The sequence below is a fragment of the Candidatus Clostridium radicumherbarum genome, from assembly GCF_045310525.1.
GTDB classification, from domain to species: domain Bacteria; phylum Bacillota; class Clostridia; order Clostridiales; family Clostridiaceae; genus Clostridium_AT; species Clostridium_AT radicumherbarum.
In genome coordinates this window covers 20,811-46,111 of sequence record NZ_JBJHZY010000002.1, presented here as the reverse complement: position 1 = coordinate 46,111, position 25,301 = coordinate 20,811, and the positions used below count along the sequence as shown (strand labels likewise).

Genomic DNA, 25,301 nt, shown 5'->3' with positions numbered 1-25,301 from the left:
AGTAGAATAATGATTAATATTCATATATATGTAACAAATGATTTACAAGAAAATTCATAATAATAGTTGATTTTCCACATTTTTGTATTATAATGTTAATTAAGGTTGATATTTATACATAATAAATTGTTTTTATAAGAATTAATAGGGGAAGAGGTGGAAATTGTGGAATTTTTAAATCCTGGAGAAAAAGTAAAGAACATAAGAAAGTTACTTGGACTAAAACAGGAAAAGTTAGAGGAAATCGGAGTTTCTAGAAATTTCATTAGTATGGTGGAACATGAAAAGCGAAAACTTAACAAAAAAACTGCTGCAAAAGTTTTGAACGTTTTTCAAAATCAAGCCAAAGAACTAGATATAGATCTAGATATTGATGTAAAATATCTATTAACAACCGCTGCTGAAGAAGCAACTTCATATTGCAGGGAAAAGATAAACTTAGAATTATCAATGGATGAAATTGAACAACTTATTGAATTGTGCAATAAATACAAAATAGTAGTAGATATTTTACCAAACCTGTACATGAAGAAAGCAGATATTTTATTTGATAAGACAATTTATAATGAAGCCTTTGTTGAATACTACAATGCACTTGAAATTTTTAAAGATAATAAAGATAAAGATAATAAGGCTTTAGTTTTCAATAAGCTTGGAAAATGCAAGTTAAATACTCTTGATTTCACTGAAAGCCTAGCTTATTTTATAAGATCCTATAATCTATCTACTGAGTGTAATAATCTAACTATTAAAAAACATACTCTTTTTAATCTAGCAATTATTTATGGAAGATTAGACAAACTAGAAGAAGCCCATGCTTATATTAATAATTATATTTCCCTATGTGACAGCAGTAATGATCTATATGATATCATTCAAGCTGAAGTATTAAGGGCAGTTTATTATGCAAGAGAAGGAAAATTTAACAAATCAATCGATACATATTTAGAAATCTTAGTTAAGGAAACTCAAATAAAAGATGCTACTTTGGCATTAATATATAATAACTTAGGTTCTGATTACTTGGAAATTAATGATTTGGAAAACTCTATTGAATGTTTTAATAGAGCACAGCATTTAAGAGAGACAAGAGATGCCTCCAAGCTCTGCAGAACCTTAATAGATAAGTCAAAGGTCTTTATAAAAAATAAACTTTCAATTGAAGCCATTAAGCTGCTAAACGAAGGCTTAGATATGGCAATAATATATTCAGACCTTGAATATATTATTAGCGGGTTTAACCTTTTAGAGGAAATATATACAAGCCTTCATGACGATAATGCTTTAAATTTACTTTACACAAAAGTATTATATATTCTTAAAAGCAAAGCTAATAATCAATACTTGGCTAATGTTTATACCAAAATATGCTTAAATTCCTTAATTCATGACAGCAGAAATGAAAAAAGTCCAGAATTTAAGAATAAACTAATTGATTTAAGCATATTTTTGAATAAATCTCTTAATTTTACAAAAAACGATTTTCAATAAATACATTATATGGTATAATAAGTAAAATAACAAAAGGGGGTTTACGAAATGAAGAAACATTATTTTAAGAAACTGACTTTGGGAATTTTGCTTTTATCCGCAATTATAGCTGCAGGTATTGTTCCATGTGAATATCCAGATCCTGTTGGTAATGCAGTATCAGTTATTCAAAATGTATAAGAATTAAAAGTTAAAACTTATCAAACTTAAAGAGTGTAACTTAAATGTTACACTCTTTTGTTTTAATTATAAAATTCGAATTATTACTAATATGTGACTTAACAAGTTTTGTATATTAATTGGATTATTGAGAAAAATATAATCAAGTAATTGGAATAGAAGGAGTGTGAACATTAATAATTTTCACGCTCAGATTGAGGAATAGGAGGTTTATTATGAAGGCAATCGGTAATTTTATAAAAATAGAAACAGCAAACAAGGCATTAACTAAATTAATAGCTGCAGGATTTACAGACGCTTATATAGAAATTAACGATAATAATAATAACATTAGAAGAAATCTTGCTAATAAGAATAATGGATATGGCCTCTCTAATCTTATTATAGATCCTAGTGAAATGAGGAAGCACCCTTTAACATCAGTGAGTCCTCTTATCAATGTAAATGCAGGATTTTCTGAATTTAATGATAATAATTATAGATTAATTGTAAATGCTGATGCAAGCATAATAATGAGAGCTAAGGATTTAATTAAAAGTTTAGGAGGTACTATTGAAGCCGAAACCCTAGATATTGGAAGAGTTCATGAAAGTATTGGAGAATTAAATGAAAAGCTAAAAAATGAAGGGTTTTAACTTTCACCTTAAGTGAAGATTAACAATTAAAAATGAATAATATTTATTATTATTATTTTTATTGTTAATTTTTTAATATAAATTTTTAATATAACTGTTTTAAACATATATATGTTGGACAACCTTTATTTAAGAAAAGAACAGGGGTAATATTCTCGTTTTCATAACATAAGATTTAGTAAGTAGTTTAAATCTTATGGATGAGGGGGATATTATTATGGTGTATATTTGGGATGGAGCTTCAAGTGATAAAAGGTCTATTGCCATGCTAAATGAATATAATCCTAGCGAGGTTATAGGTATGACTAACCATGTTTTGGTGAACTATGAAGACAAACTTATTAAAGAAGGGTTAGGTAGAAATGGACATATTGTAGCTAATCTTCAAGGTGAATTCATTAGGGAAGGTAATAATAATAAAGGAAAGATATTAGCAGTAATAAAGGGAAATGAAATTATTGAGGCTGACTCCGAGAACATATTATTATTTAAGATAGAGGGAATAGCATCTAAAATTGAAAAAGCAGCATTAACTGTAGCTGCATTAATATTAGATGGACAAATTTAAGCTTGAGATTTTTCTCAGGCTTATTATTTAAATGGTGATTTTATTAAATACTCTTAGTATTCCGTTTTAATTTTCTCTGTAGTATAATTAAAGTATGTAATCATATTTATTATTATAATGCCAGCTTTGGAAGGTAGGTTATACTATGTCAAAAAAAGTATTAATTGTATATGAGAAAATGGGGATGGGACATTTTAGAATGGCCAGCATTTTAGAGGATATGCTAAAGGGTGAAGATGTTGAAATAATTATACGTTGTGGAAGTGAAATGATAAATGATAATAGTTTAAACTTTGTTGTTAAGTTTTGGAATTATTGTATTAAGAATAATTTTATTAGAACCGTGGACTTTTTATTAAATTTCTTTGTTAGAATTTTTATTCTTCCTTTTATGGAGATAACTAGCACTGAGCCTTATTATAAAAAGCTTGAAGAAATAAATCCTGATATAGTCATTTGTACTGCTGATGGTTTTAATAGAGCTATAGGCACCTATGCCAAGGAGAAGAATATACCTTTCTATATATTTATTACTGAAGTTTCTATTTTTATAGATTTAGTAAATCCCTATGCCACCCACCTATGTTATTTTAATGAAACTGGCGATGCCATAAGAAGCTATGACTTTAATAATACCTATTACTCCTATGAACTTACCCCTTCTGCTACAATTATGGATAAAATAAAATATGTCTTAAAATATTATAAGGATTTTGTTGTTTTTGGATATAAAAATTCAATATTTAGAAATCCCAATAGAGATTTAGCGCAATTGAATAATGCAAAATATGAGGTGATAGGTCCATTAGCAGAAAAGAAGCATTTTAGAATAAAAAATCAAGAAGAAATTATTAAAATTAAAGAGGAATTTGGGCTTAATAATGGCAAGGAGATTGTTGTCTTAGCAAGTGGAAGTATAGGTGGGAAATTTCTTATAGAAATACTTAAAGTTATAATCAAATCTTCAAGTAAACCAATGAATTTAGTAGTAATATGCGGTAAAGATGAAGTTACCTATCAAGAACTTGTTAATTATTCCTACAATAATGAAAATATCAAGTTAGTACCATTAAAATTTATTAATAACTTTGATGAACTGCTATCTGCTGCAGATTGTATAATAGGAAGGCCATCAGCAGGTATTTTTATAGAAAGTTTAGTAAATAGAACTCCAGAGATAACTTTTAGAACTGCTACCTCAAATGATCTTGGTACCTTAACAATGATAGAGAAGTATGAATTAGGCAGGGTTGTTGAAAATAAAAAGGAAATAGTAGAAGCCTTAGAAGATATTTTAAATAATAAAGAGAATTATTTAACAAATATGGAAATGCTATTAAACAGCTACTGTAAAACTTATGATGATAAAAAAGAATTATTAAAAGAAATTATTTTAAATCAGCGTACTTTTAATTATGAAGTAAGTGAAGACTATGATGCAGATTTAGGTTTAAATACTCCATTGTCTCACTAGAAAGATAGGAATGAGTTTAAATGATTTATGTAAAAGAGGTTAAGGATAAACGAGGCTTAAAGAAGTTTATTTCACTAGCTTGGGACATTTATAAAACTGACAAAGATTGGGTTCCGCCTTTAAAGGGTGATTTATTGAAAACTCTACTAGGAAAGGACAATCCACTCTTTATGAGTGGTGAACATAGCTTCTATATAGCTTATAAAGAAAGTAAAGCTGTTGGAAGAATTCTAGTTGGAATTAATGAAAGTCTAAATGAACAAAAAAACGCGGAAGATGGCTATTTTAGTTTATTTGAGAGTATTGAAGACAAAGAAGTAGCCTTTGCGCTTTTTGAGAAGGCTTCAGAATGGTTAAAAGCTAGGGGTAAAAAGTTAATGAAGGGACCAATTTCACCAACTAATGGAGATGATTATAAAGGGCTTTTGGTGGATGGTTTTAATGGACCTCCTATGCTGATGAATTCTTATAACCACGAATACTATATTAAATTTTTTGAAGAATATGGACTAATTAAACATATAGATTTATTTGCTTATTACTTTGATGTGGATTGTGCAAAGATGGACAGATATGAAAAGGTATCTGATTATGCAATGAAGAGATACAACTTTCAAATAGATACAATTAACCTCAAAAATATAGATAATGAAATGAAGGATATTAAAAGCATATTGGATATTGCAATGCCTGTGGAGTGGGAGGATTTAACTCCACCTACTATGGAGGAACTTCAAGCAGAAGGTGCAAATCTAATTCCCTTAGCTGATGAAAAACTGGTTTTAATTGCAAGGAGTGAAGGAAGACCTATAGCCTTTGCAATAGCTCTTCCTAATTATAATGAAGTGCTTAAGAAAATGAATGGAAGGATTTTTCCTTTTGGGTTTTTGAAATTTTTATACTATAAGAAAAAAATAAAAGGTTTTAGACTCTTTGTGCTTTTTGTTATTCCGGAATTTAGGAAAAAGGGTGTAAGCGGAACTATGTTTTATAAGTACTTTATTAATGGAGTTAATGGGGGGTATACTTACGCTGAAGGCTCTACTATCGGTGAGACTAATAAAGAGATGAGAGCAGATATTGAGAAAACAGGCGGTATAAAGTATAGGACCTATAGATTATTTAAAAAAGATATATAATAAAACATAAAATATTTTAAAATGGAAAATATAAATATGTTATGTTTTAATTATGGATATATTGTTTTATTTTTGAAATAAACGAGGAGGGAATTTATGGTTGGTTATGGTTTGAAAAGCAATAAGTCTATGCTGGGGGATATTTCCTTAAAAGAGGTTGGAATAAGCGGTAATATATGTGGGGAATATGTTGAAGTTTCCATAAAACAAGTTTATGAAAATAAAGGCAGAGATAATATTGACGGATTATATACCTTTCCAATACCTGATACTGCAGTAATAACTGGCTTTGAAGCTGCACTTGGAGGAAGAACGATAAAAGCTATAGTTGAAGAAAAGGAAGAGGCAAAGAGAATTTATGAAGAATCAGATGAAAGCAATGTGAATACTTTAATATTGGAAGAGCCTTATCCTAATGTCTATCAATTTACAATTGGACAGATACTTCCAGGAGAGTCAGTAAAGATAAAATTTTCATACATGGATATGTTAGTTTACGAAGATGAGAGTCTTATGCTTACTATTCCTTCTGTATTATACCCAACTCATGTAAATAATTCTGAAAGTATTCAAGATGAAATTTATGGTGACATATATAAAACAAGTTTAAATATACTTATTGAACCGCTATCAAAAACCAAAATTGAATCACCTTCCCATAATATAAATGTTGAGTGGGAAGAGGACAATAATCTTGCCAAGGTTACCTTTGCAGAAAAAAATGTTAGACTTGATGAGGATCTAGTTTTACTACTTACTGAAGAAAAACTAGAAGAAGCATCTGGAATGATATATAAGTATATGGATGAAGATGATAAAGGAATATTATACTTAAGAGTTTTTCCAAGGCTTCAAAGTGCTGAGGAAGAAAAGCCAAATGATTACATCTTTTTGGTAGACATATCCCATTCCATGAAAGGACCAAAGCTAGATGAAGCTAAGAATGCACTTCAGCTTTGCATTAGAAATTTGTCAGAAGGAGATAGCTTCAATATAGTGGCCTTTGAAAGTAAACTTCACTATTTTTCTGAACTTGGGAAAGTGCCTTTTAATGAAGAAAATTTAAGGAAAGCCACTGTTTGGATAAATAATTTACAAGATAGGAAAGGTGCTTCAATATTTGAGGCTTTAAAATATGCCTTAGCTGAGGAAAGTGCTGCAGGCTATAGTACTATATTGCTTTTTACAGATGATATTATAGAAAATGAAGAACAAGTTCTGCATTATGTTAAAGAAAATATTGGTGATAATAGAATATTTACCTTCGGAATTGATACTGTAGCAAACAGCTATGTTATTAATAAGCTAGCTCAGCTTGGTTATGGCAAAGCAGAATTTATTTACGAAGGCGAAAGAATTGAAGATATGATTTTAAAACAGTTCAGCAGAATTGAAAATCCTCAAGTAGATGTTCAGGAAATTAATTGGGGAAGTATGAAAGTGGAAAGAACATACCCAAGATCTATAGATTATTTTTATGACAGAGAACCACTATCAATTTTTGCAAAGGTAGCAGGTGAAATAGAAGGTAAAATAACTATAAAAGGGAAAGTGGATAATAAAGATTATGTTAAAACCATAGATTTAGATACACTTGACTTAAATGAGAATGTGGATCTTATACAAAAGATATGGAGTAGAAAAAGAATTGATTCCATTGAGGAAAGAATGAAAACTGAAAGAGGAGACACTTTGGAATTAATGAAAAACAAGGTGATCGAAATTTCCAAGGAATTTGGAATTATTAGCCCTGAAACTTCATTTATGATGCTTGAAATTATTGAAGAGCCAGTACTAGGGATGCCATTAACTCATATTGTACCTTTAAAGATATCAGAAGAAATAAGCAAAAATATTTCTAGAGGTAATTTCCTTGATGTTCCAACTTTTATTTATAAGCAAACTGGAATGCCATCAACTGACGAAATTAAGGAAAAAGGTGATAATGCAATATTGGATTATAAATATCCAAGACCAACAATTTTAAGGACCCTAGCTAAAAATCAATTTGCCGATGGAAGCTTTTGTGACGAAGATAAAGATAATATGCATAATAGGCTTGAAACTACAGCCATGGTATTACTAGCTTTTACTATGGGTAAGGATGATATAACTATGTATGCAAATTTATTATCAAAATCAGTTAGATTTATATTTAATTCAATTGAAGAAAATGAAAATTCATATGATAATAAATTATCTTTAATTACAATTTTAGCTTTAAAATCCTCTATTGCAAAAGGATTATTAAAAGATAACCATATTGAAAAGGGGCATGCTATATTTGAAAAACTTAAGGGAAAAATAGAATTAACTGCTGATGAAGCCATAATGAACTTAGTAAATTATTCAGGCAGAATAGTTTTAAAAGAAGTAGCTCCTTATATATTCAATTTATCAAAAGGCGATAACTGTATTAAAGAAAGACTTATAATTAGCAAAGAAGAAAATTCCATAGAAGCTCTCGCGAAGCTTGGAATTCTTAAGTCCTCAAATATTAAATAATATTAAAATGGCATCCGCATAAGTTATTACTTATGTGGATGCCATTAATTTTCATATTCTTTAAAATTTAAAAGCATATTTATTTAACATTTTTATTGGCATTACAAATCTAGCAGTTTTTAAAGGATCTACAACCTGACAAACTTCTGAACTCCCAACAGCACTCATAAGCATTGCAATTGTATTTTTATTTAAATTTAATCTTTCTGATAATAGAATGAGCATATCAATAGCTGATGTATTTACAGCTTCATCTAAAGTTACTGCCGATGCAATAGTCGTAAAAAATTCATCATTTATAACTACTGGATTATTAAGGTTTAAATCTTTAATAATTTCAAGTTTAACTGAAACTGTACCCCCAATTTCAATTCCGGTTTCACCAATTTCACCATCACCCATTGCTGCATGCAGATCACCCAGTGAAAAAAGTGCACCCTCTACAAATACTGGTAAGTAAAGAAAAGCTCCAGCTGTTATCATGGCATTATCCATATTTCCGCCAAAAGCTCCAGGGGTTCCTGTATTAATGCTGTCCCCAGCAGGTGCAACACCAATAACTCCTATCATTGGATTCACAGGAAAATGTAAAACCTCATCAAATAAAGCTGTATTATCTGATATGGGAATTATTTTTGTGGTTATTTCATCGAGATAATCACCGAGAGGCCCTAAACTTTTACCTGCAGACATAACTCCTTGACCTGAGACATCTATACTATTAATTGTAACTTTTAAGGTATCACCGGGTTTAGCATTATTAATAAATATAGGTCCTGTTGCAGGATTCATTCTTGTCCAATCCATTTCTTCTAATGTATCAGAGGAAGTTTTTAACTGGCCGGAGAAGCAATCTAGTGTTACGATTTCAATTGTATCTCCTGAGTTAACTCTTAAATAAGGAGCATTATCCTTTGAAAGAGTGAAAGTATGATGATCTTTTGATAACTTATAAAACATAATATCCCCCTTTTCCTTTCCAATTCCTAATTCTGAATTACACAATTATAAAATATTTAGCCCTTCGCTTTACTTATTGTGCTTATAAAATAAGAAGGCTTTTAATGTAATGATAATAGTAATAAATTGTAAAGTCAATGAAGTTCTATGGACTAATTTTGTTTGAGAACTTGTAGAAATTAGTGAATAAAAGTGTTACAATACAGATAGTCGGTATTCGAAAGAAACTGAACTAAAAATATTATTAAAATTCGACTTATATCCTTAAGGGGAGTAAGAACGGAGGGGTAAAAATGAATAATAATGTGTCAACAGCAAGTACCAACAGGAAATTTGGTACTAGACAGCTTACCATGATTGGAATGCTGTCAGCTATTTCAATTGTGCTTGGAGCAACTGGCTATGGATTTATACCACTGCCTATGGCTAAAGCCACAATACTTCATATACCTGTAATTATTGGTGCGGTACTAGAAGGTCCAATAGTTGGTGCAATGATAGGTTTACTTTTTGGTGTGTTTAGTCTTATTCAAAACTATGTAGCACCTTCAAGTGCTCTATTCTTTGCTTTTCAAAATCCATTGGTTTCAGTGCTGCCTAGAATCTTAATAGGAATTGTTGCTTACTATACATATAAGTATATGTTTAGTAAAAAAGAAATTATTAAAGTTGGAGCTGCTGCTTTAATTGGTACATTAACTAATACTGTTGGAGTATTAGTTATGGTCAATCTTCTCTATGCAGATCATGCTGCTAAGGTTTTGAAGGTAACAACAGCAACTGTATCAAAAGTTATATATGGAATTGCCTTAACTAATGGTATTCCAGAAGCTATTGTGGCAGTTATAATAACAGTTCCAGTAGTTATGACACTTAAGAAAATAAGAAAATAGAATCTAAGCTTAAGCAGAATCTGCTTAAGCTTTTTTATTTTTTGCTAGTTCAATTAGTTTAGCTCTATTATTCATTTCAGGTCTTTCCATTACTTTATTCAAAAGTTCTTCTAAAACAATGCCTATTTCCTTACCAGGTTTAAATCCAAGCTTTATAAGATCATCACCATTTATTTTAAGCATTCCAATATTATATGCTTCTCCATTATTAAGTATTTCGTCTATTGCTTCTTTTCGTTTAAGTATTGGACTATAATCGGCATCAGCTTTATGTCCTTCTCTATCTGCCATTTGAAGTTTAAAAAGACTATCTAGATTCTCAGCGCCAACTCTATTTATAAATTTTTTTAGACTGCGATTTTTCATATTGGCATAAATAGACATATGTTCTGTTATTAAAATTGAAACCTTTTTAATAGTAATATTATCAAATCTAAGTCTTTTTAATATTTGCTCAGCCATTTTGGCGCCAACAATATTATGTCCATAGAAATGACCAATACCTTTTTTGTCAGTAGAAAAGGTCCTAGGTTTACCTATATCGTGCAGTAGCGCACTTAAACGCACTTCAAGCTCTTGAGGAGAGTTGTCTACTACAGATAAAATATGATCAAAAACATTCTTATCATGATGGGGATTTTTTTGATCAAAGCCCACACTTTCTTTTAATTCAGGAATAATGTAAGCTAACAAATCAGTTTTTTCAAGCATCCTTAAGCCCCTGCTTGGAAAATCACTTAGCAATATTTTGCAAAATTCGACTCTTATTCTCTCTTTACTGACTGAATTTAATAGATAGGCATTATTAATAATAGCTATGAAAGTGGGCTTATGGATGTTAAACTTAAGCTCACAGGCAAATCTAACTGCCCTAAGCATTCTAAGTGCATCTTCTTTAAATCGCTTATCTGGATCTCCAACGCAGCGTATAAGATTTCTACTTAAATCTATTGATCCATTAAATAAATCAACTAAATTATTAATTTTATTATATGCCATAGAATTTATAGTAAAATCTCTTCTGCTTAAGTCTTCTTTTAAAGAGGGTGTAAAAGTTACTTTATCAGGATGCCTATTATCTGAATACTCACCGTCTATTCTATAAGTTGTAACCTCATAATTATGTTTATTTATGACTACTGTTACTGTACCGTGTTTTATTCCAGTTGGAATTGTCTCTGGAAAAAGTTCTATTATTTCATCTGGCAAGGCACTAGTAGTAATATCCCAATCTTTAAGCTCTCTTTTTAACAGACTGTCCCGTACGCAGCCACCTACAATGAAAGCTTCTCTGTTATTTTTATTTAAGGTATCTAAAATATAACTAACTTCTTCAGTTAAAATAATCTTCATACTACACCTCTAAACTAGGAAATTCACTTATTATTATAACATTTAAAGAAATTTTTAAAACTAACATTATTTCATAGATTTATTTTTAGTATGGTATATAAGACAATTTTTTATAAAGAAAATTAAATAATACCTATAAAAAAATAATCATCAAATAAATATTACGTATTCTTTAGCGAAATAAAGTGAATTTTGCATATATAAATATGTTGTTAAAATTATTAATGTGATATATTATATATTTATGAAAGTATATTAATTGTGACTATATACATATTATATTGTGAAATATATACAAATATTAGGGGGATTTTATGGCTATGGTTTATACAGACGAAAGCTTAACTGAGGGCCTTGAGACTGATATTAAATATTTAAAGCTATTATCTAAACAGTATCCAACAATTGCTGAAGCTTGTACAGAAATCATTAATTTGCAAGCTATTTTAAATTTACCTAAAGGTACAGAACACTTCTTAACTGATATACATGGTGAATATGAGCCATTTATACATGTGCTAAAAAATGCTTCTGGAGTAATAAAGAGAAAGATTAATGATATATTTGGAAATTCCTTAAGACAAAGTGATATAAAAAGCCTAGCAACTCTTATTTATTATCCGGAGCAAAAGCTTGAATTAATGTTAAAGGATGAGAAAAATATAGATGATTGGTATAAAATTACCTTATATAGATTAATTGAAATATGCAGACATGTATCTTCAAAGTACACTAGATCTAAAGTGAGAAAGGCACTGCCTAAGGATTTTTCATATATTATTGAAGAACTTCTTCACGAACTGCCTGATATAATAGATAAAGAAGAATATTACAATGAAATAATTAAAACTATAATTAGAATCGGCAGAGCAGATGAATTTATAGTTGCATTATCTAAGCTTATACAAAGACTTGTAGTTGACAGGCTTCATATAGTGGGAGATATATTTGACAGAGGCCCAGGAGCGGATATAATAATGGATACCCTTATGGATTATCACTCAGTAGATATCCAATGGGGCAATCATGATATATTATGGATGGGTGCGGCTGCAGGAAGTGATACTTGCATAGCCACAGTTTTAAGGATATGTGCAAGGTATGCAAATTTAGATACAATTGAAGATGGCTATGGGATTAATCTATTACCTCTGGCTACCTTTGCTATAGAATTTTATAAAAACGATGAGTGTAAAAATTTTATGCCTAAAATTGAAAGCAGTAAAGTATATAGTGAAAAGGATTTAAAGCTTATTGCACAGATGCATAAGGCTATTGCTATAATACAATTTAAGCTTGAAGGAGAAATCATAAATAGAAGACCTTACTTTGGAATGCAGGATAGACTACTATTAAATAAAATCAACTTTGGTGAAGGAACTATAGATATTAATGGGAAGATATATAAGTTAAATGATACGAATTTCCCAACTATAGATACCAAAGACCCTTATAAATTAACCCCTGAGGAAAAGGAGTTAATATGGAAACTAAGGTCATCATTTCTAAATAGTGAAAAACTGCAAAAGCATATTAGCTTTCTTTTTGCAAAGGGAAGTATGTATTTAAAATATAATTCTAACTTATTATATCATGGTTCTATACCGCTAAATAAAGATGGTACTTTAAAAAAAGTAAGTATTGGGGCAAGTGGCAAGCAGTATAGTGGTAAAACTCTTTTAGATAGATTCGAGATACTTGCAAGGGAAGGATACTTTTATAAGAATAACCCTGAAGAAAAATTATATGGAATGGATATAATATGGTATCTCTGGACGGGTCCTGATTCCCCTCTATTTGGTAAGAATAAGATGACAACCTTTGAAAGATATTTTATTGACGATAAGGCTTCACATGAGGAAGTTAAGAATTCTTATTACAGGTATAGGGATGATGAGAAAGTATGCAATTTGATTTTCGAAGAATTCGGGCTTAATCAGTATTATTCACATATTATTAATGGTCATGTACCAGTAAAAAGTAAAAATGGAGAAAGTCCAATTAAAGCTAATGGAAAGCTGCTTGTAATAGATGGAGGTTTTTCAAAAGCTTATCAAGGCCAGACAGGTATCGCAGGCTATACCTTAATCTATAATTCCTATGGACTTCTATTAGTATCACATGAACCCTTTGAGTCTACTAATAAGGCTATAGAAGAAGAAAAGGATATACTTTCAACAACTGTAGTTCTAGAACAAGAAGTAGAAAGAAAAAGAGTTGGCGACACAGATATAGGTGAAGAATTAAGACTTCAAATAAAAGACTTAGAAATGCTTTTAGAAGCTTATAGAAAAGGTCTAATTAAGGAACAAAGATAAATAATATATAAATTCATGTAAAAAATAGCTGCATTATATAAAATATGTGGAATGAGCATAAGCTCATTCCACATATTTTATATATTTTCATTAAACTTTCATTTTGTTAAGGTTTATTAATTTTTTTAATATAATTTTAAGACTTTCCTAACCTTAAATTAATAAATAAAATTTAATATAAATATTGTTACAATTACAATATTAATATATTTTACTCACAACAAACTCAACAAGCCTTGCTGGAAGTAGTCTTTTTAATAAATAAAGAACTTTATAGGAAAAACCGCCTACAATTCTAACAGGAGGATTTTTAGAATTTATTATTTTTAATGCTGCGTCTACCAATAACTTTGGAGAAGGACCACTTTGCTCATCATGTTCCATAGTCTTAATGGCCTTCATAAATTTTTCTGAATATACTGAGTTAGTTGAGGCTTTTGCATAGAGCCTCTTTGCTGTAAAACCAGTTTTAGTGTCTCCTGGTTCTATCATGGACACTTTTATTCCAAAAGGCTTAACCTCAATTCTTAAGGCTTCAGTAAGGGCTTCTATGGCATATTTGCTTGCACTGTACATAGATTGATATGGAATTGAAATAAGTCCTGCAACTGAGCTTATATTAATAATTAAGCCATTTTGCTGTTCTCTCATTATAGGAAGCACAGCTCTGCACATTCGATGAACTCCAAAGAAATTTGTATCAAACTGGTAATATGCTTCTTCGGTGGTTGTATCCTCAACTGAGCCTGCAATACCATTACCTGCATTATTTATTAAAATATCAATGGTTATTTCTCGCTTAAGAATGTAATCAACTGCTTTTTTTATTGAGTCCTCAGAACATACATCTAAAGAAATCATTTTTAAAAAACCTGTGCCTTCTTTAGCTTTTACATTTGATTCATCAGATGCATTACGAGAAGTTCCATAGACTTTATAACCTTTGTCCATAAGTGTTAATGCAATAGCTTGTCCTATACCTGATGAAGCGCCAGTAATTAAGACAACTTTAGAATTATGAATATCCATTTATCTCACTCCTATTTCTTTAGAGTATCATGTTTATTTTATATTATACAATTTAGAAGGGAAGTATGCAATGTACAATTGTAATAAATGGAAAAATTTATAAATTCTTAGAAAAATATATTTATTTATAAATTTATATGTTAATATATAGATATATAATTTTTAGCTGGACTTATTATAATTAATTTTTTTGTTTTAATGAAGGGAGAGAAATTACATAATGTTAGATATTTTCGAAAAATGCTTTAATTATACAGATGCAAAGGAAGCAATGAAAGCTGGGATATATCCATATTTTCATGCTCTTGATTCTGGACAGGATACTGAAGTAATAATGAGTGGAAAAAGAGTTATTATGATAGGCTCAAACAATTACTTGGGACTAACCTCTGATCCTAGAGTAAAGAAGGCTGCTATTGAGGCCGTTGAGAAATTTGGTGTAGGATGTTCTGGTTCTAGATTCTTAAATGGAACCTTAAATTTACACATAGAACTTGAAAAAAGGCTTGCGAAATTTGTGAATAAAGAAGAGGCTTTAGTATATAGCACAGGTTTCCAGACGAACTTAGGAGTATTATCTGCAATTGCAGGTAGAAATGATTACATATTAAGTGATAAACAAAATCATGCAAGTATAGTTGATGGCTGTAGATTAAGTTTTGCTAAGATGCTTAAATTTAAGCACAATGATATGGACGATTTAGAAAGATTGCTTAAAAATATCCCTGATAATAATGGAAGATTAATTGTTGTTGATGGTGTATATAGTATGGAAGGAGACATAGCAAACCTTCCCGAAATCGTTAGACTTGCAAAACTATATGGAGCAAGAGTTATGGTTGACGATGCACATGGCTTTGGCGTTCTTGGTGAACATGGCAGAGGTACAGCTGAATATTTTGGCCTGGAAGATGAAGTTGATATTATTATGAGTACTTTTAGTAAATCCCTAGCAAGTTTAGGTGGATTTATTGCTGCTAAATCAGATGTTATTCAATATGTAAAACATAACTCAAGACCATTTATTTTTAGTGCTTCTATTCCACCATCTAATGCAGCTGCGGCAATGGAATCCTTGAATATCCTGGAAAATGAACCAGAAAGGATCAAAAAACTATGGGATAATGCTAAATTTATGAGAGAAGGTTTTGAAGCTTTGGGACTTTCTATCGGAGATACTCAGACCCCTATAATTCCAGTAATAATCGGTGAGGATTATGAAACTTTCGTAACTACAATTAAACTTCTTAATGAAGGCGTATATGTTAATCCAGTTGTTTCACCTGGGGTTGAAAAGGGGCGTGCACTGCTTCGAACAAGTTATACCCCAACACATACAAAAGAACAATTGGAAACTGCTCTTAAGGCTTTTGAAAGAGTTATGGGGAATAAAATTAAATCAGCTTAAAACCTACTTAAGAGACTTTAGCGTGCTTTGATATGCTCCACTTATTATGAGTGCACAAAGAAGTAAATATTTAATTCATTTATGCCAGCTGTGATTACTGCTGGCATATTTTACGTATCCTACAATTGGTTTGCCTATGTTCATTAATATTTATATGTACTACATTAAAAGCATAGTATAAAATATTTGGTATACAAATGATTGCGAATGAGGTGCTGTATGAAACATCTTTTTATTATAAATCCCATTGCAGGCAAGGGAAAGACACTAAAGCTTATTCCAATAATTGAAAAAGTATTTAAAGCAAGAAATGAAGAATTCGTCATTGAGATAACAAAATATATTGGGCACGCCGCTGAAATTGCAGAAAAATATAGTAATGAAGAAGATTATAGAGTATATTCTGTAGGTGGAGATGGAACATTAAATGAAGTGCTTAATGGTATAGTAAATACAAATAGCAGTTTAGCTGTTATACCCAGCGGAACAGGAAACGATTTTATAAAAAGTATTTTCAAGTATAATAAGAAAATATCTATGGAAGATATATTGATTAAAACTATTAATGGCAAAGAAGAAAGAATTGATTTAGGTAAAGTTAATGATAGATATTTTTTAAATATCGCTTCAGTGGGATTTGATGCGGAAGTTGCTTATAATTCAAATAAGTTTAAGAAACTACCCTTAATTAATGGTAGGTTAGCTTATATTTTAGGATTATTACTTACAGTACTTAAATATAAAAATTATGACTTAAACATTAAAATAGATAATACAAGTCTTAGATTAAACTCACTTTTAGTAGCAGTTGCTAATGGAAGATATTATGGCGGGGGAATTAATGTTGCTCCTAAGGCAAATTTAAAGGATGGTTTTTTTGATGTTTGCTTAATAAAAAGAGTTGGAAGATTAAAGATCTTGGGGTTATTCCCTAAAGTAATAAATGGTACCCATGAAACTATTAAAGAGGTAAATTTTAAAAATGGAAAAGCTGTACATATAATAAGCAAAGAAGACTTAGCCTTTAATATAGATGGGGAAATTATTAGAGGTAAAGAAGCTGAGTTTCAAATTATTAATCATGGAGTACAAATAGTGATACCGTAAAGATTGAAAATTTGTATCAGAATATTATAAACTCTAACTAATATTCTGCGATTTTTGTCTAATTTTGTGTTTTGTTAAGTTTGTGTTAAGCAATATTATCTTGTGTTTTATTTGCTTTAAAATTATGTTATAATCATTTTGGCATTAAAATGTTAACAAATTATTAAAATAAATGTTTTTAGGGAAAAGGGGAGGACTTTTAAATGTCAAGATTAACTCCAAGAGAGGACAAGTTTTACGATTTATTTATTGATTCAGCAAAGACAATTCATGAGGCTTCAATTATGTTAGTTGATTTAATTAAGAATTATACTGACGTAGAAAATAAAGTTAAAAACATTGAAGAAATGGAGCATAAAGGCGATAAGCAAGTTCATGATATATTGCAGGAACTTAATAATACCTTTATAACACCATTTGACAGAGAAGATATTTATGCTATTGCAAAACAAATGGATGATATTATGGATGCTATTGAAGCAACTGCACATAGATTTATTATGTTTAACGTTGGTACAATTGAACAAAGTGCAGTAATTCTAGCAGAAATGATTGAAAACCAATGCAGAGAACTTATTAGTTTAATGGAAGAATTAAGAAATATGAAAAAGAGCAAGAAGTTAACAGAAAAAATAATTGAAATAAATAGAATAGAAGACGAAGGGGACAGAGTATTCAGAAAAGCAATTGCTGCTTTATTTAATGAGCAAATTCCAGCTTTACATGTTATAAAATGGAGAGAAATATTTGATTATATAGAACAAACTCTAGATGCTTGTGAGGATGTTGCCAATACAGTTGAAGGAGTTGTAATGAAGAATGCTTAGTAGTATTTTAATTGTAACCATTATAGTAGTTATTTTAGCTTTATGCTTTGACTTTATTAATGGTTTTCATGATACTGCTAACGCTATAGCTACTTCTGTATCAACTAGGGTGTTAACTCCTAGACAGGCTATATTAATGTCCGCAGTATTAAACTTTGTAGGTGCGTTTTTAAGTTCAGAGGTTGCTAAAACAATTGGTTCAGGTATTGTACATCCTGATAAGGTTATTCCTGAGGTTGTTATTGCAGCACTAATTGGAGCTATTATTTGGAATTTAATTACCTGGTATTTTGGAATACCTAGCAGCTCCTCTCATGCCTTAATAGGTGGATTAATAGGATCAGCAGTAGTATATAATTCGATGTCCTTTAACGTTATAAACTGGTATGATCTTTGGGACAAGGTAGTATTATGGCTATTTTTATCACCTGTTATAGGTTTTATAGCTGGTTATATAATTATGATTGCCTTGCAGTGGATATTAAGAAAGGTAAGACCTGCAACTGTTACAAAGGTGTTTTCTAAGGCTCAAATTTTTTCAGCTGCAGCTATGGCATTAAATCATGGTATGAATGATGCTCAAAAATCTATGGGTATTATCACAATGTCTCTTGTAAGTGCTGGTTATATGACTAAGTTTAATATTCCTACTTGGGTAAAGATTGCTTGTGCATTAGCAATGGCACTTGGAACATCTATTGGAGGCTGGAAAATTATTAAAACAATGGGACAGAATATGGCAAAACTTGCTCCTGTAAATGGTTTTGCTGCTGAAACTGGTGCAGCTGCAGTTATATTCACAGCTTCACTAATGAAGGCGCCTGTAAGTACTACACATATAATTTCAACTTCTATAATGGGTGTTGGAGCGTCAAAAAGACTCTCATCTGTTAAATGGACTGTTGCAAAGAATATAGTTTGGGCTTGGGTTATTACAATACCAATATCAGCAATATTATCTGGAATCACAATATTTTTATTAAAAGCAATATTTAAAATATAGGCTTACAAAGAGTGGAAATAAGATTCTACTCTTTTATTTTTTCCTAAGTGTCATAAATACTATTAGACAATTTATATAATTTAAAGTAAAATAATAATATTGCCAATTTAGCATTTATGTAGGAGGTACATCAATGAAGTTCTATATACTACTATCAATTGCACTGGCGTTATCTTTGGATGCCTTTGGTGTAGCTATATGCATAGGCTTAAATAATCAGGTTAAGCGTAACCATAAATTTTTATTTGCTGCATCCTTTGCTTTTTTTCAATTTTTATTTTCATTAATTGGTGCCTATACAGGTTTTTTATTTAATAAATACATAGCTTCTGTACCACAGCTTATCGGAGGAATTGTAATAGCCTTAGTTGGAGGTATGATGATTAAGGAAGGAATTGAAAATAAGGGCGAATGCCCGCTCATAAAGCCAAGCATGTATTTTGTACTTGGAATATCTGTTAGTATTGATGCAATGGTTATAGGATTTACAGCATTAAGTAATATTAATAATATATTGGCAATGTTAAGTGATACTATTGTAATTGGGTTTGTAACTTTGATTATGTCACTAGTTGCATTTTTCCTCTCTCGATATTTAAAAAAAATAAATGTTGTTGGAAAGTATGCTGATTACCTTGGGGGAGTTATTCTTATTTTATTTGGTATTAAGATGATTTTCTTTTAGAAATCCAAGAAACTTATATTTTAGTGTGTTATAATAGTTTTATACTCTTGAAAGCAAGGTGTTGTATCGAAATGAAACTTGAAAGTACACTAAAAGATCATGGTATAAAGGTAACGAAGTCAAGATTGGCTATACTTAATATTTTATTAAACAATGAGAACGCTGTCAGCGTGGATTATATATATGAGTTGTGCTTAAAAAACGGAATAATTATTGATTTATCAACTGTTTATAGAAATATGGAGATTTTAGAAAATAATCATATTGTTGATAAGATAAATTTAGGTGAAGGAAAATATAATTATAAGCTAAAAAAAGATATTCATAAGCACACACTAGAATGCAGTTTATGTCATAAAGAAGTTCAAATTGAATGTCCAATGGTTCAAATTGAAGAGATTATTAAAAGTAAAACAGGTTTTACTTTAATGGAACATGAATTGAAAATTAAAGGAATCTGTGATTCTTGTAAAAATCATGATAAATAAAAGCAGCCCTCATAACTTATATACAAAATAAGTTATAAGGGCTGCTTTTTAATTAATTTATTATTTAAATCTTATTCCTTTAATAATTAACACAATAACTAGAATAATTACTGAGGTTAAGGCTATAGTACCTCCTGGAGCACTATTTATATAATAGGAAGAAACAAGACCAAGTATAATATCTAAGAAACCAAATAATATTGAATATAATAGAGTAAATTTAAAGCTTTTTCGAAGCTGCAGTGCTGTTGCAACTGGCAGCACAATCATTGAAGATATTACTAATATGCCCATTATACGTATAGATACTGCTATTGTAGCACCAACTATTAAAGTGAAAAGGTAGTTTATAAGTTTTACATTTACTCCTGAAGTAAAAGCCCCTTCTTCATCGAAGGTTATATACAAAAGCTTATAATATAGAAAAATAAATAATGCAATTGAAAATATACTTAAAACAGTAATTGTAAACAAGTCCTCTAAGGATACTGTAAGAATACTACCAAACAAATATGTATTTACATTTGCACCAGCTTTGCCAGTACTTATAAGTATTATTGCAATACCTAAACTAAAAGTTAAAACTATAGACATAACAAGCTCAGCATATTTTTTATAGTATGATCGTAATACTTCAATTAATATGCCACATATTGAAGTAAAGATAAAAGCACTTACAAGTGGATTAAAACCAAATATAAGTCCAATAGCAATACCTGCAAAGGATGAATGTGATAAAGTATCACCCATCATTGAATATCTTCTTAGAACTAAGAATACTCCAACAGTAGGACAAAGAATTGAGATTAAAGCCCCAGCAGAGAGAGCATTTTTCATAAAGGTATATTCTAGCATTTTTCCCTCCAATTATAAAACAAAGTTGTTTACATAGTCTTTAACATTAAATAGTGTTCCTTCACCTTTTTCCATTCTGTAAATATGAGTTGAATTTTCCAAGGCTGCCTTTAAATTATGTTCAACAGATAAAATTGTTATATTTGAATCGCGATTTAATTCTTTAAGGATGTTGTATATTTCCTTTTGACTTTTTATATCTATTCCAGTAGAAGGCTCGTCTAAAATAATCAACTTAGGTGAAGTCATTATTGCCCGTGCAATAAATATTTTCTGCTGCTGACCTCCTGACAAATTTCCTATTAATGAGTTTTTAAAAGAAAGCATATTTACCTTCTTTAAGGATTCATTTATTAATTTTTTGTCGCTAAGTTTTAAAACCTTTAGATGACAGCGCAACATTTCTTGTACAGTAATTGGAAATTCTGCATTATAACTTTCCATTCTTTGAGGTACATAACCTATGGTTTTAGTATTCAATTTTATTTCCCCAGCGGTTGGCTTTAATAGACCTAAAATAAGCTTTAGCAAGGTGCTCTTAGCTGAACCATTTTCACCTACTATAGAAACATATTCTCCAGTTCCAATATGTAGATTAATATTATTAATTAAATATGGTGGGGCAGGGTTATATGAGAAAAATAAATTGTTAATATATATCATAGAAACTCCTTTGTAAAATATATTATATCTGAATTATTGCCAAAAACTTTCTATATATATTATAACTAAATGCAAATTATTTGCAATGGAAATCATTATTTATAAAAACTAAATATAAATTTATTTTCAAGAAATTTAATAAAAAAAATATGTTTCAAAGTTATTGTTAATGAAACATATTATATATTTCTTTTAATTTTAGCTGTTTTAGGGATATACTTTTGTTACCTTCCAAGCGCCATTAGACCTTTTTTCTAAGATTATTTCATACTTAACAAAATCATGGGGGCTCTTATCTTTCAGGCCTGAGATAGTCACAACTGCCATGTTCCCATCTGAGAAACTTAACTTCGTATCATTAATTTGATACAATTTGCGTTTGTTGAATACTCCTGTTGTAATATATTGTTTAGCAGTATAGGTAACATCCCTATTTCTACTAATATTATAGTTATATCTAATTACTATTGAGCCTAATACAATAATAATTACTATAAATAAAGTAAAGAGTCTTTTCATAATAAACCCCTTTAATACCAATTATTACTAATTACATAATAACTAATTATAACTTATATGTAAAGAAAAATTAAAAAAATATTAAGATATATGAGTTAAATATAATTACATAGATTAAATATATAAAATTGTGTTATTATATATGGTAGATATTTTAATGCGAAAGGATGAGCAATTTGGATTTTTCATCGTTGGTTTTAATGGAAAGGGATAAAGATACTAATTTTTTAGTTAAGGAATTAGGAAGTTATGAGGTTTCTGATGGTGCCCAATATGTTACTAAATTCTTTTACCAAGAAGATAAGGTGAATATGTTTTTTGATACTGCGAAAGATGTAGAAGAATGGGAATATACAGCAATTTATGACTTATTTAGTGAAGAAGAATTTATAAATGAAGGTTTTAGTTTTGAACAAGTAGATGATGAGTATAATCCTACCTGGCTTTTAAAATTTAATTTTAGTGAAGATCATTTAGTAATGCAGGAAATTATTAATAAGGCTTGTAATCTAATAGATTCACAAATGTTAAGTGTCTTTAAAGCTATTGAAGGAAAAGAAGAAGAATACAAATAAAGCATTCTTAGAAATATATGAAAACAGGAGAGAAATTATTATGATTTGACTTCTGTTTTTTTGTTTTTGTGATATTTATGAAAAATATGCTGAAATTTGAAATAATAAATAGTATAATATACTTTAGTAATTAAAATATCTTTGAGGTGAAGTATGAGGCTTGAATTTATAGATAAGGTAAATGAAGACGAGGTATTAGGCAAAAATATACTCACAAATGACGGGAAGATTCTACTCAGAGAAGGGATTAAGCTTAATAGGAGATATATATTAAAATTAAAAGAACTTGGAGTTTATTTTATATATATTCAAGATGAAAGACTAGATGACGTTTTGATTGAAGATGAGAAACTAACTGAACTTAAACAACATACTATGAAAAATATGTCTAAAATAATAAAAAATATACATAGCTGTAATAAGCAGCATGTCAAAGAATCCCTCAACATGGTAGAAGAGCTAGTAGATTATATTATTAGCATGGGTGATGTAAATAAAAGCCTGTATGATATACAAACCTATGATAACTATACATTTATTCATTCCTTAGATACATGTATTATGGCTTCTTTTTTAGGAATTTCAGCTGGACTTAATGAAAATGAATTAAAGGATCTTGCAGTAGGGGCTATTCTTCACGATATTGGGAAACTGCAGATTTCAGATAGGATAATAAGAAAACAGGGTCCTTTAACAGAAGAGGAATTTGTTGAAATTAAAAAACATCCGCTTTATGGTGGAGAAATATTAAGAAAAAATGTACGGATTAATGATAATGTCATTAAGGCAGTAATCCAACATCACGAGAGAATTGACGGAAGTGGATATCCTTTTAATCTGAAAAATAATGAAATATCAAAATACGGGAAAATAGTTTGTATTTGTGATGTATATGATGCTGTTAGTAATGATAGAGTGTACAGAAAGAAATTTAGTCCAAATGAAGCTTACGAACTTATACTTGCTGGTAGTGGAACTGCCTTTGACATTTCCTACGTACAGACTTTTAAAGAAACTTTTGCAATTTACCCACTTGGTTGTTGTGTAAGGCTTTCAAATACTATTGAGGGATATGTTATTCGTCAAAACAAGAACTTTCCTGATAGACCAGTGATTCGGGTTCTATATGACAGTATCACAAGATCACCTATACAATTCTATGAAGTAAATTTGATTGATCATCCTAGTGTTGTAATAGAATCTATTGTATCTTAAATATTGATTTATTATAATAAGTGACATAAAATAATAACATGAAATTTAGCTACAATATTTTAAATATTGTAGCTATTTTCCATGCTATATGTATTTAAGACATTTCCTTGTTTAATAGTGAAGTTTCCTATATGCAATATCAAGTATTTCATCTCCGCTTATTCCATCCATGGGGTATTCTGAGGTGGAAAACTTGATTTTAATATTTATATGTATGTCCTTAAAAGTAAAGTTTTTCAAAAGCTCAGACAGCTCATTAAGTTTGTAATCTGAATTCTTACTATCTAATAGATTAAATACAATATAAATTTCTTCTTTTTCAAAACTTAGAATAATATCATTAGATGACAAAACTGTTAAAATGACTCTTTCAATTTCAATCTTAAAAGAATCATAAAAATCTCTATTATAGCTTTGAATTATTTCCTTATAATTTATAATTTCTATAAGAGCTAGGGTGAAAAAAATTTTGGATTTTATATTAAAATTAATGTATTTTAATATGCCGTCGTGGTCTTTGTAGGAAATTATATTATTTTTTAAGGATTCATTGATATAGTAATTTACAATACCAAGGTTTGAAACAATAGAAGATAAAAGTTCCAATTCTCCATCTAATTCTAAATATCTATCTAAACATATTAAAACAAAACCAACTACTGCATCAGAAGTTTTAATTGGTACTGCTATTAAATATTTAATTTCATTGGAATAATTATTTACAATATTTATACTACTGCTAAAAAAGGCACCTTCTTTATAAACAATTGAACCTCCAATTATATTATTAAACATAATATTATCTGCTGAAGATAAAAATTTCAAATCCTCAGTTTCAACTAGGATATTACATTTATAAGCCATTGGATATAAATTATTATAGGTTTCTCTAGTAAAATATATACCACAATATATAAAGGGTATAATAGCATCAATTGTTCTAATTACATGCTGAAGCTTTACCTTGAAATCTGCATTAGAAATTAAAAAACTTGTACAGCTATTAATATTTCTAAGATTATCATTATTAATTTTAAGTTTATCTATCTTATTAAGGGAATAACTAATAAATATAATAAAAACTGTCATTACAACAATTGGAATATAATCATATAAATTACAAAGGAATACAGCTGCAGAAGCTAAAACTGTACTTAATAAAAAATTTAATAATATTAAATACAAACCATTTTCCAAGGTTATAACAACTAAACTGCTTTTTTGAAAAGATAATTCTAAGCAATATAAAATATAATTTACAGATAAAAGAATGAAACTAAATAAAATTACGGTAGTGGTTTCGTAATATTTTAGATAGTAGATTTTGTCAAAGAAGCTAAGTAAAATGCTAGAAATAAAAACTGCTATTATTACCATAGAATTATTTATTACATATATATTTTCATTTAAT

Annotated in this window: 24 protein-coding genes; 17 read left to right on the top strand and 7 right to left on the bottom strand. The window is 29.4% G+C overall.

Annotated features, from left to right (window positions below; translation table 11 throughout):
- Window positions 1-165: 165 nt before the first annotated feature.
- From ACJDUH_RS10040 to ACJDUH_RS10010, 7 genes are all read left to right on the top strand, one after another.
- Window positions 166-1,491, top strand: a complete 1,326-nt coding sequence (locus ACJDUH_RS10040) for a helix-turn-helix domain-containing protein (RefSeq protein ID WP_406765079.1) — start codon at window positions 166-168, stop codon at window positions 1,489-1,491.
- 48 nt (window positions 1,492-1,539) lie between these two features.
- The gene (locus ACJDUH_RS10035) at window positions 1,540-1,671 is read left to right on the top strand and encodes a hypothetical protein (RefSeq protein ID WP_406765078.1); all 132 of its coding nucleotides are present in this window, start codon (window positions 1,540-1,542) and stop codon (window positions 1,669-1,671) included.
- Between the two features lie 215 nt (window positions 1,672-1,886).
- Entirely contained in the window at window positions 1,887-2,306 is a 420-nt protein-coding gene (locus ACJDUH_RS10030) for a hypothetical protein (RefSeq protein ID WP_406765077.1), read from the top strand.
- A 217-nt stretch (window positions 2,307-2,523) separates the two neighbouring features.
- On the top strand, window positions 2,524-2,874 hold the full coding sequence (locus ACJDUH_RS10025; RefSeq protein WP_406765076.1) for a hypothetical protein: 351 nt from the start codon (window positions 2,524-2,526) through the stop codon (window positions 2,872-2,874).
- A 145-nt stretch (window positions 2,875-3,019) separates the two neighbouring features.
- Window positions 3,020-4,348: a glycosyltransferase gene (locus ACJDUH_RS10020; RefSeq protein ID WP_406765075.1), complete on the top strand. Its 1,329-nt coding sequence runs from the start codon at window positions 3,020-3,022 to the stop codon at window positions 4,346-4,348.
- A 20-nt stretch (window positions 4,349-4,368) separates the two neighbouring features.
- A complete protein-coding gene (locus ACJDUH_RS10015; protein WP_406765074.1) occupies window positions 4,369-5,487 on the top strand; it encodes a hypothetical protein in 1,119 nt (372 codons plus the stop codon).
- A 96-nt stretch (window positions 5,488-5,583) separates the two neighbouring features.
- Window positions 5,584-7,992, top strand: a complete 2,409-nt coding sequence (locus tag ACJDUH_RS10010) for a VIT and vWA domain-containing protein (RefSeq protein ID WP_406765073.1) — start codon at window positions 5,584-5,586, stop codon at window positions 7,990-7,992.
- Window positions 7,993-8,052: 60 nt separating this feature from the next.
- On the opposite strand, the gene ACJDUH_RS10005 is transcribed toward ACJDUH_RS10010, so the two are convergent.
- The gene (locus tag ACJDUH_RS10005) at window positions 8,053-8,952 is read right to left on the bottom strand and encodes an acetamidase/formamidase family protein (RefSeq protein WP_406765072.1); all 900 of its coding nucleotides are present in this window, start codon (window positions 8,950-8,952) and stop codon (window positions 8,053-8,055) included.
- 293 nt (window positions 8,953-9,245) lie between these two features.
- Between ACJDUH_RS10005 and ACJDUH_RS10000 the strand changes: the two genes are divergently transcribed.
- Window positions 9,246-9,845, top strand: a complete 600-nt coding sequence (locus ACJDUH_RS10000) for an ECF transporter S component (RefSeq protein ID WP_406765071.1) — start codon at window positions 9,246-9,248, stop codon at window positions 9,843-9,845.
- A 24-nt stretch (window positions 9,846-9,869) separates the two neighbouring features.
- On the opposite strand, the gene ACJDUH_RS09995 is transcribed toward ACJDUH_RS10000, so the two are convergent.
- The gene (locus ACJDUH_RS09995) at window positions 9,870-11,198 is read right to left on the bottom strand and encodes a CCA tRNA nucleotidyltransferase (RefSeq protein ID WP_406765070.1); all 1,329 of its coding nucleotides are present in this window, start codon (window positions 11,196-11,198) and stop codon (window positions 9,870-9,872) included.
- A 320-nt stretch (window positions 11,199-11,518) separates the two neighbouring features.
- Between ACJDUH_RS09995 and ACJDUH_RS09990 the strand changes: the two genes are divergently transcribed.
- A complete protein-coding gene (locus tag ACJDUH_RS09990) occupies window positions 11,519-13,516 on the top strand; it encodes a fructose-1,6-bisphosphatase (RefSeq protein WP_406765781.1) in 1,998 nt (665 codons plus the stop codon).
- 201 nt (window positions 13,517-13,717) lie between these two features.
- On the opposite strand, the gene ACJDUH_RS09985 is transcribed toward ACJDUH_RS09990, so the two are convergent.
- The gene (locus ACJDUH_RS09985; protein WP_406765069.1) at window positions 13,718-14,545 is read right to left on the bottom strand and encodes an SDR family oxidoreductase; all 828 of its coding nucleotides are present in this window, start codon (window positions 14,543-14,545) and stop codon (window positions 13,718-13,720) included.
- A gap of 220 nt (window positions 14,546-14,765) precedes the next feature.
- On the opposite strand from ACJDUH_RS09985, the gene ACJDUH_RS09980 reads away from it, so the two are divergent.
- The 6 genes from ACJDUH_RS09980 (at window position 14,766) to ACJDUH_RS09955 (ending at window position 20,063) form a co-directional block, all read left to right on the top strand.
- The gene (locus tag ACJDUH_RS09980) at window positions 14,766-15,953 is read left to right on the top strand and encodes an aminotransferase class I/II-fold pyridoxal phosphate-dependent enzyme (protein WP_406765068.1); all 1,188 of its coding nucleotides are present in this window, start codon (window positions 14,766-14,768) and stop codon (window positions 15,951-15,953) included.
- A gap of 219 nt (window positions 15,954-16,172) precedes the next feature.
- Window positions 16,173-17,060, top strand: a complete 888-nt coding sequence (locus ACJDUH_RS09975; RefSeq protein ID WP_406765067.1) for a diacylglycerol/lipid kinase family protein — start codon at window positions 16,173-16,175, stop codon at window positions 17,058-17,060.
- A gap of 203 nt (window positions 17,061-17,263) precedes the next feature.
- Window positions 17,264-17,887 carry a DUF47 domain-containing protein gene (locus tag ACJDUH_RS09970; protein WP_406765066.1) on the top strand — a complete coding sequence of 208 codons (624 nt, stop codon included), beginning with the start codon at window positions 17,264-17,266 and terminating at the stop codon, window positions 17,885-17,887.
- Window positions 17,880-18,890, top strand: coding sequence for an inorganic phosphate transporter (locus tag ACJDUH_RS09965; protein ID WP_406765065.1), 1,011 nt, complete (start codon window positions 17,880-17,882; stop codon window positions 18,888-18,890). The genes ACJDUH_RS09970 and ACJDUH_RS09965 overlap by 8 nt, the downstream gene beginning before the upstream one ends.
- 133 nt (window positions 18,891-19,023) lie before the next feature.
- The gene (locus ACJDUH_RS09960; protein WP_406765064.1) at window positions 19,024-19,575 is read left to right on the top strand and encodes a manganese efflux pump; all 552 of its coding nucleotides are present in this window, start codon (window positions 19,024-19,026) and stop codon (window positions 19,573-19,575) included.
- A 71-nt stretch (window positions 19,576-19,646) separates the two neighbouring features.
- Window positions 19,647-20,063 carry a Fur family transcriptional regulator gene (locus ACJDUH_RS09955; RefSeq protein WP_406765063.1) on the top strand — a complete coding sequence of 139 codons (417 nt, stop codon included), beginning with the start codon at window positions 19,647-19,649 and terminating at the stop codon, window positions 20,061-20,063.
- A gap of 60 nt (window positions 20,064-20,123) precedes the next feature.
- Here the strand turns inward: ACJDUH_RS09955 and ACJDUH_RS09950 are convergent, their stop codons facing one another.
- From ACJDUH_RS09950 to ACJDUH_RS09940, 3 genes are all read right to left on the bottom strand, one after another.
- Window positions 20,124-20,918, bottom strand: a complete 795-nt coding sequence (locus ACJDUH_RS09950) for a metal ABC transporter permease (protein ID WP_406765062.1) — start codon at window positions 20,916-20,918, stop codon at window positions 20,124-20,126.
- A gap of 12 nt (window positions 20,919-20,930) precedes the next feature.
- A complete protein-coding gene (locus ACJDUH_RS09945) occupies window positions 20,931-21,581 on the bottom strand; it encodes a metal ABC transporter ATP-binding protein (RefSeq protein ID WP_406765061.1) in 651 nt (216 codons plus the stop codon).
- A 207-nt stretch (window positions 21,582-21,788) separates the two neighbouring features.
- Window positions 21,789-22,100 (bottom strand): hypothetical protein, encoded by a 312-nt coding sequence (locus ACJDUH_RS09940; protein WP_406765060.1) that lies wholly within the window; start codon window positions 22,098-22,100, stop codon window positions 21,789-21,791.
- Window positions 22,101-22,276: 176 nt separating this feature from the next.
- On the opposite strand from ACJDUH_RS09940, the gene ACJDUH_RS09935 reads away from it, so the two are divergent.
- Both ACJDUH_RS09935 and ACJDUH_RS09930 read left to right on the top strand, forming a co-directional pair.
- Window positions 22,277-22,675, top strand: a complete 399-nt coding sequence (locus tag ACJDUH_RS09935; protein ID WP_406765059.1) for a DUF6762 family protein — start codon at window positions 22,277-22,279, stop codon at window positions 22,673-22,675.
- A 153-nt stretch (window positions 22,676-22,828) separates the two neighbouring features.
- Window positions 22,829-23,890 (top strand): HD-GYP domain-containing protein, encoded by a 1,062-nt coding sequence (locus tag ACJDUH_RS09930; RefSeq protein ID WP_406765058.1) that lies wholly within the window; start codon window positions 22,829-22,831, stop codon window positions 23,888-23,890.
- Window positions 23,891-24,001: 111 nt separating this feature from the next.
- Here ACJDUH_RS09930 and ACJDUH_RS09925 read toward each other — a convergent pair whose 3' ends face one another.
- Window positions 24,002-25,267: a hypothetical protein gene (locus tag ACJDUH_RS09925; protein ID WP_406765057.1), complete on the bottom strand. Its 1,266-nt coding sequence runs from the start codon at window positions 25,265-25,267 to the stop codon at window positions 24,002-24,004.
- Between the last annotated feature and the right edge of the window lie 34 nt (window positions 25,268-25,301).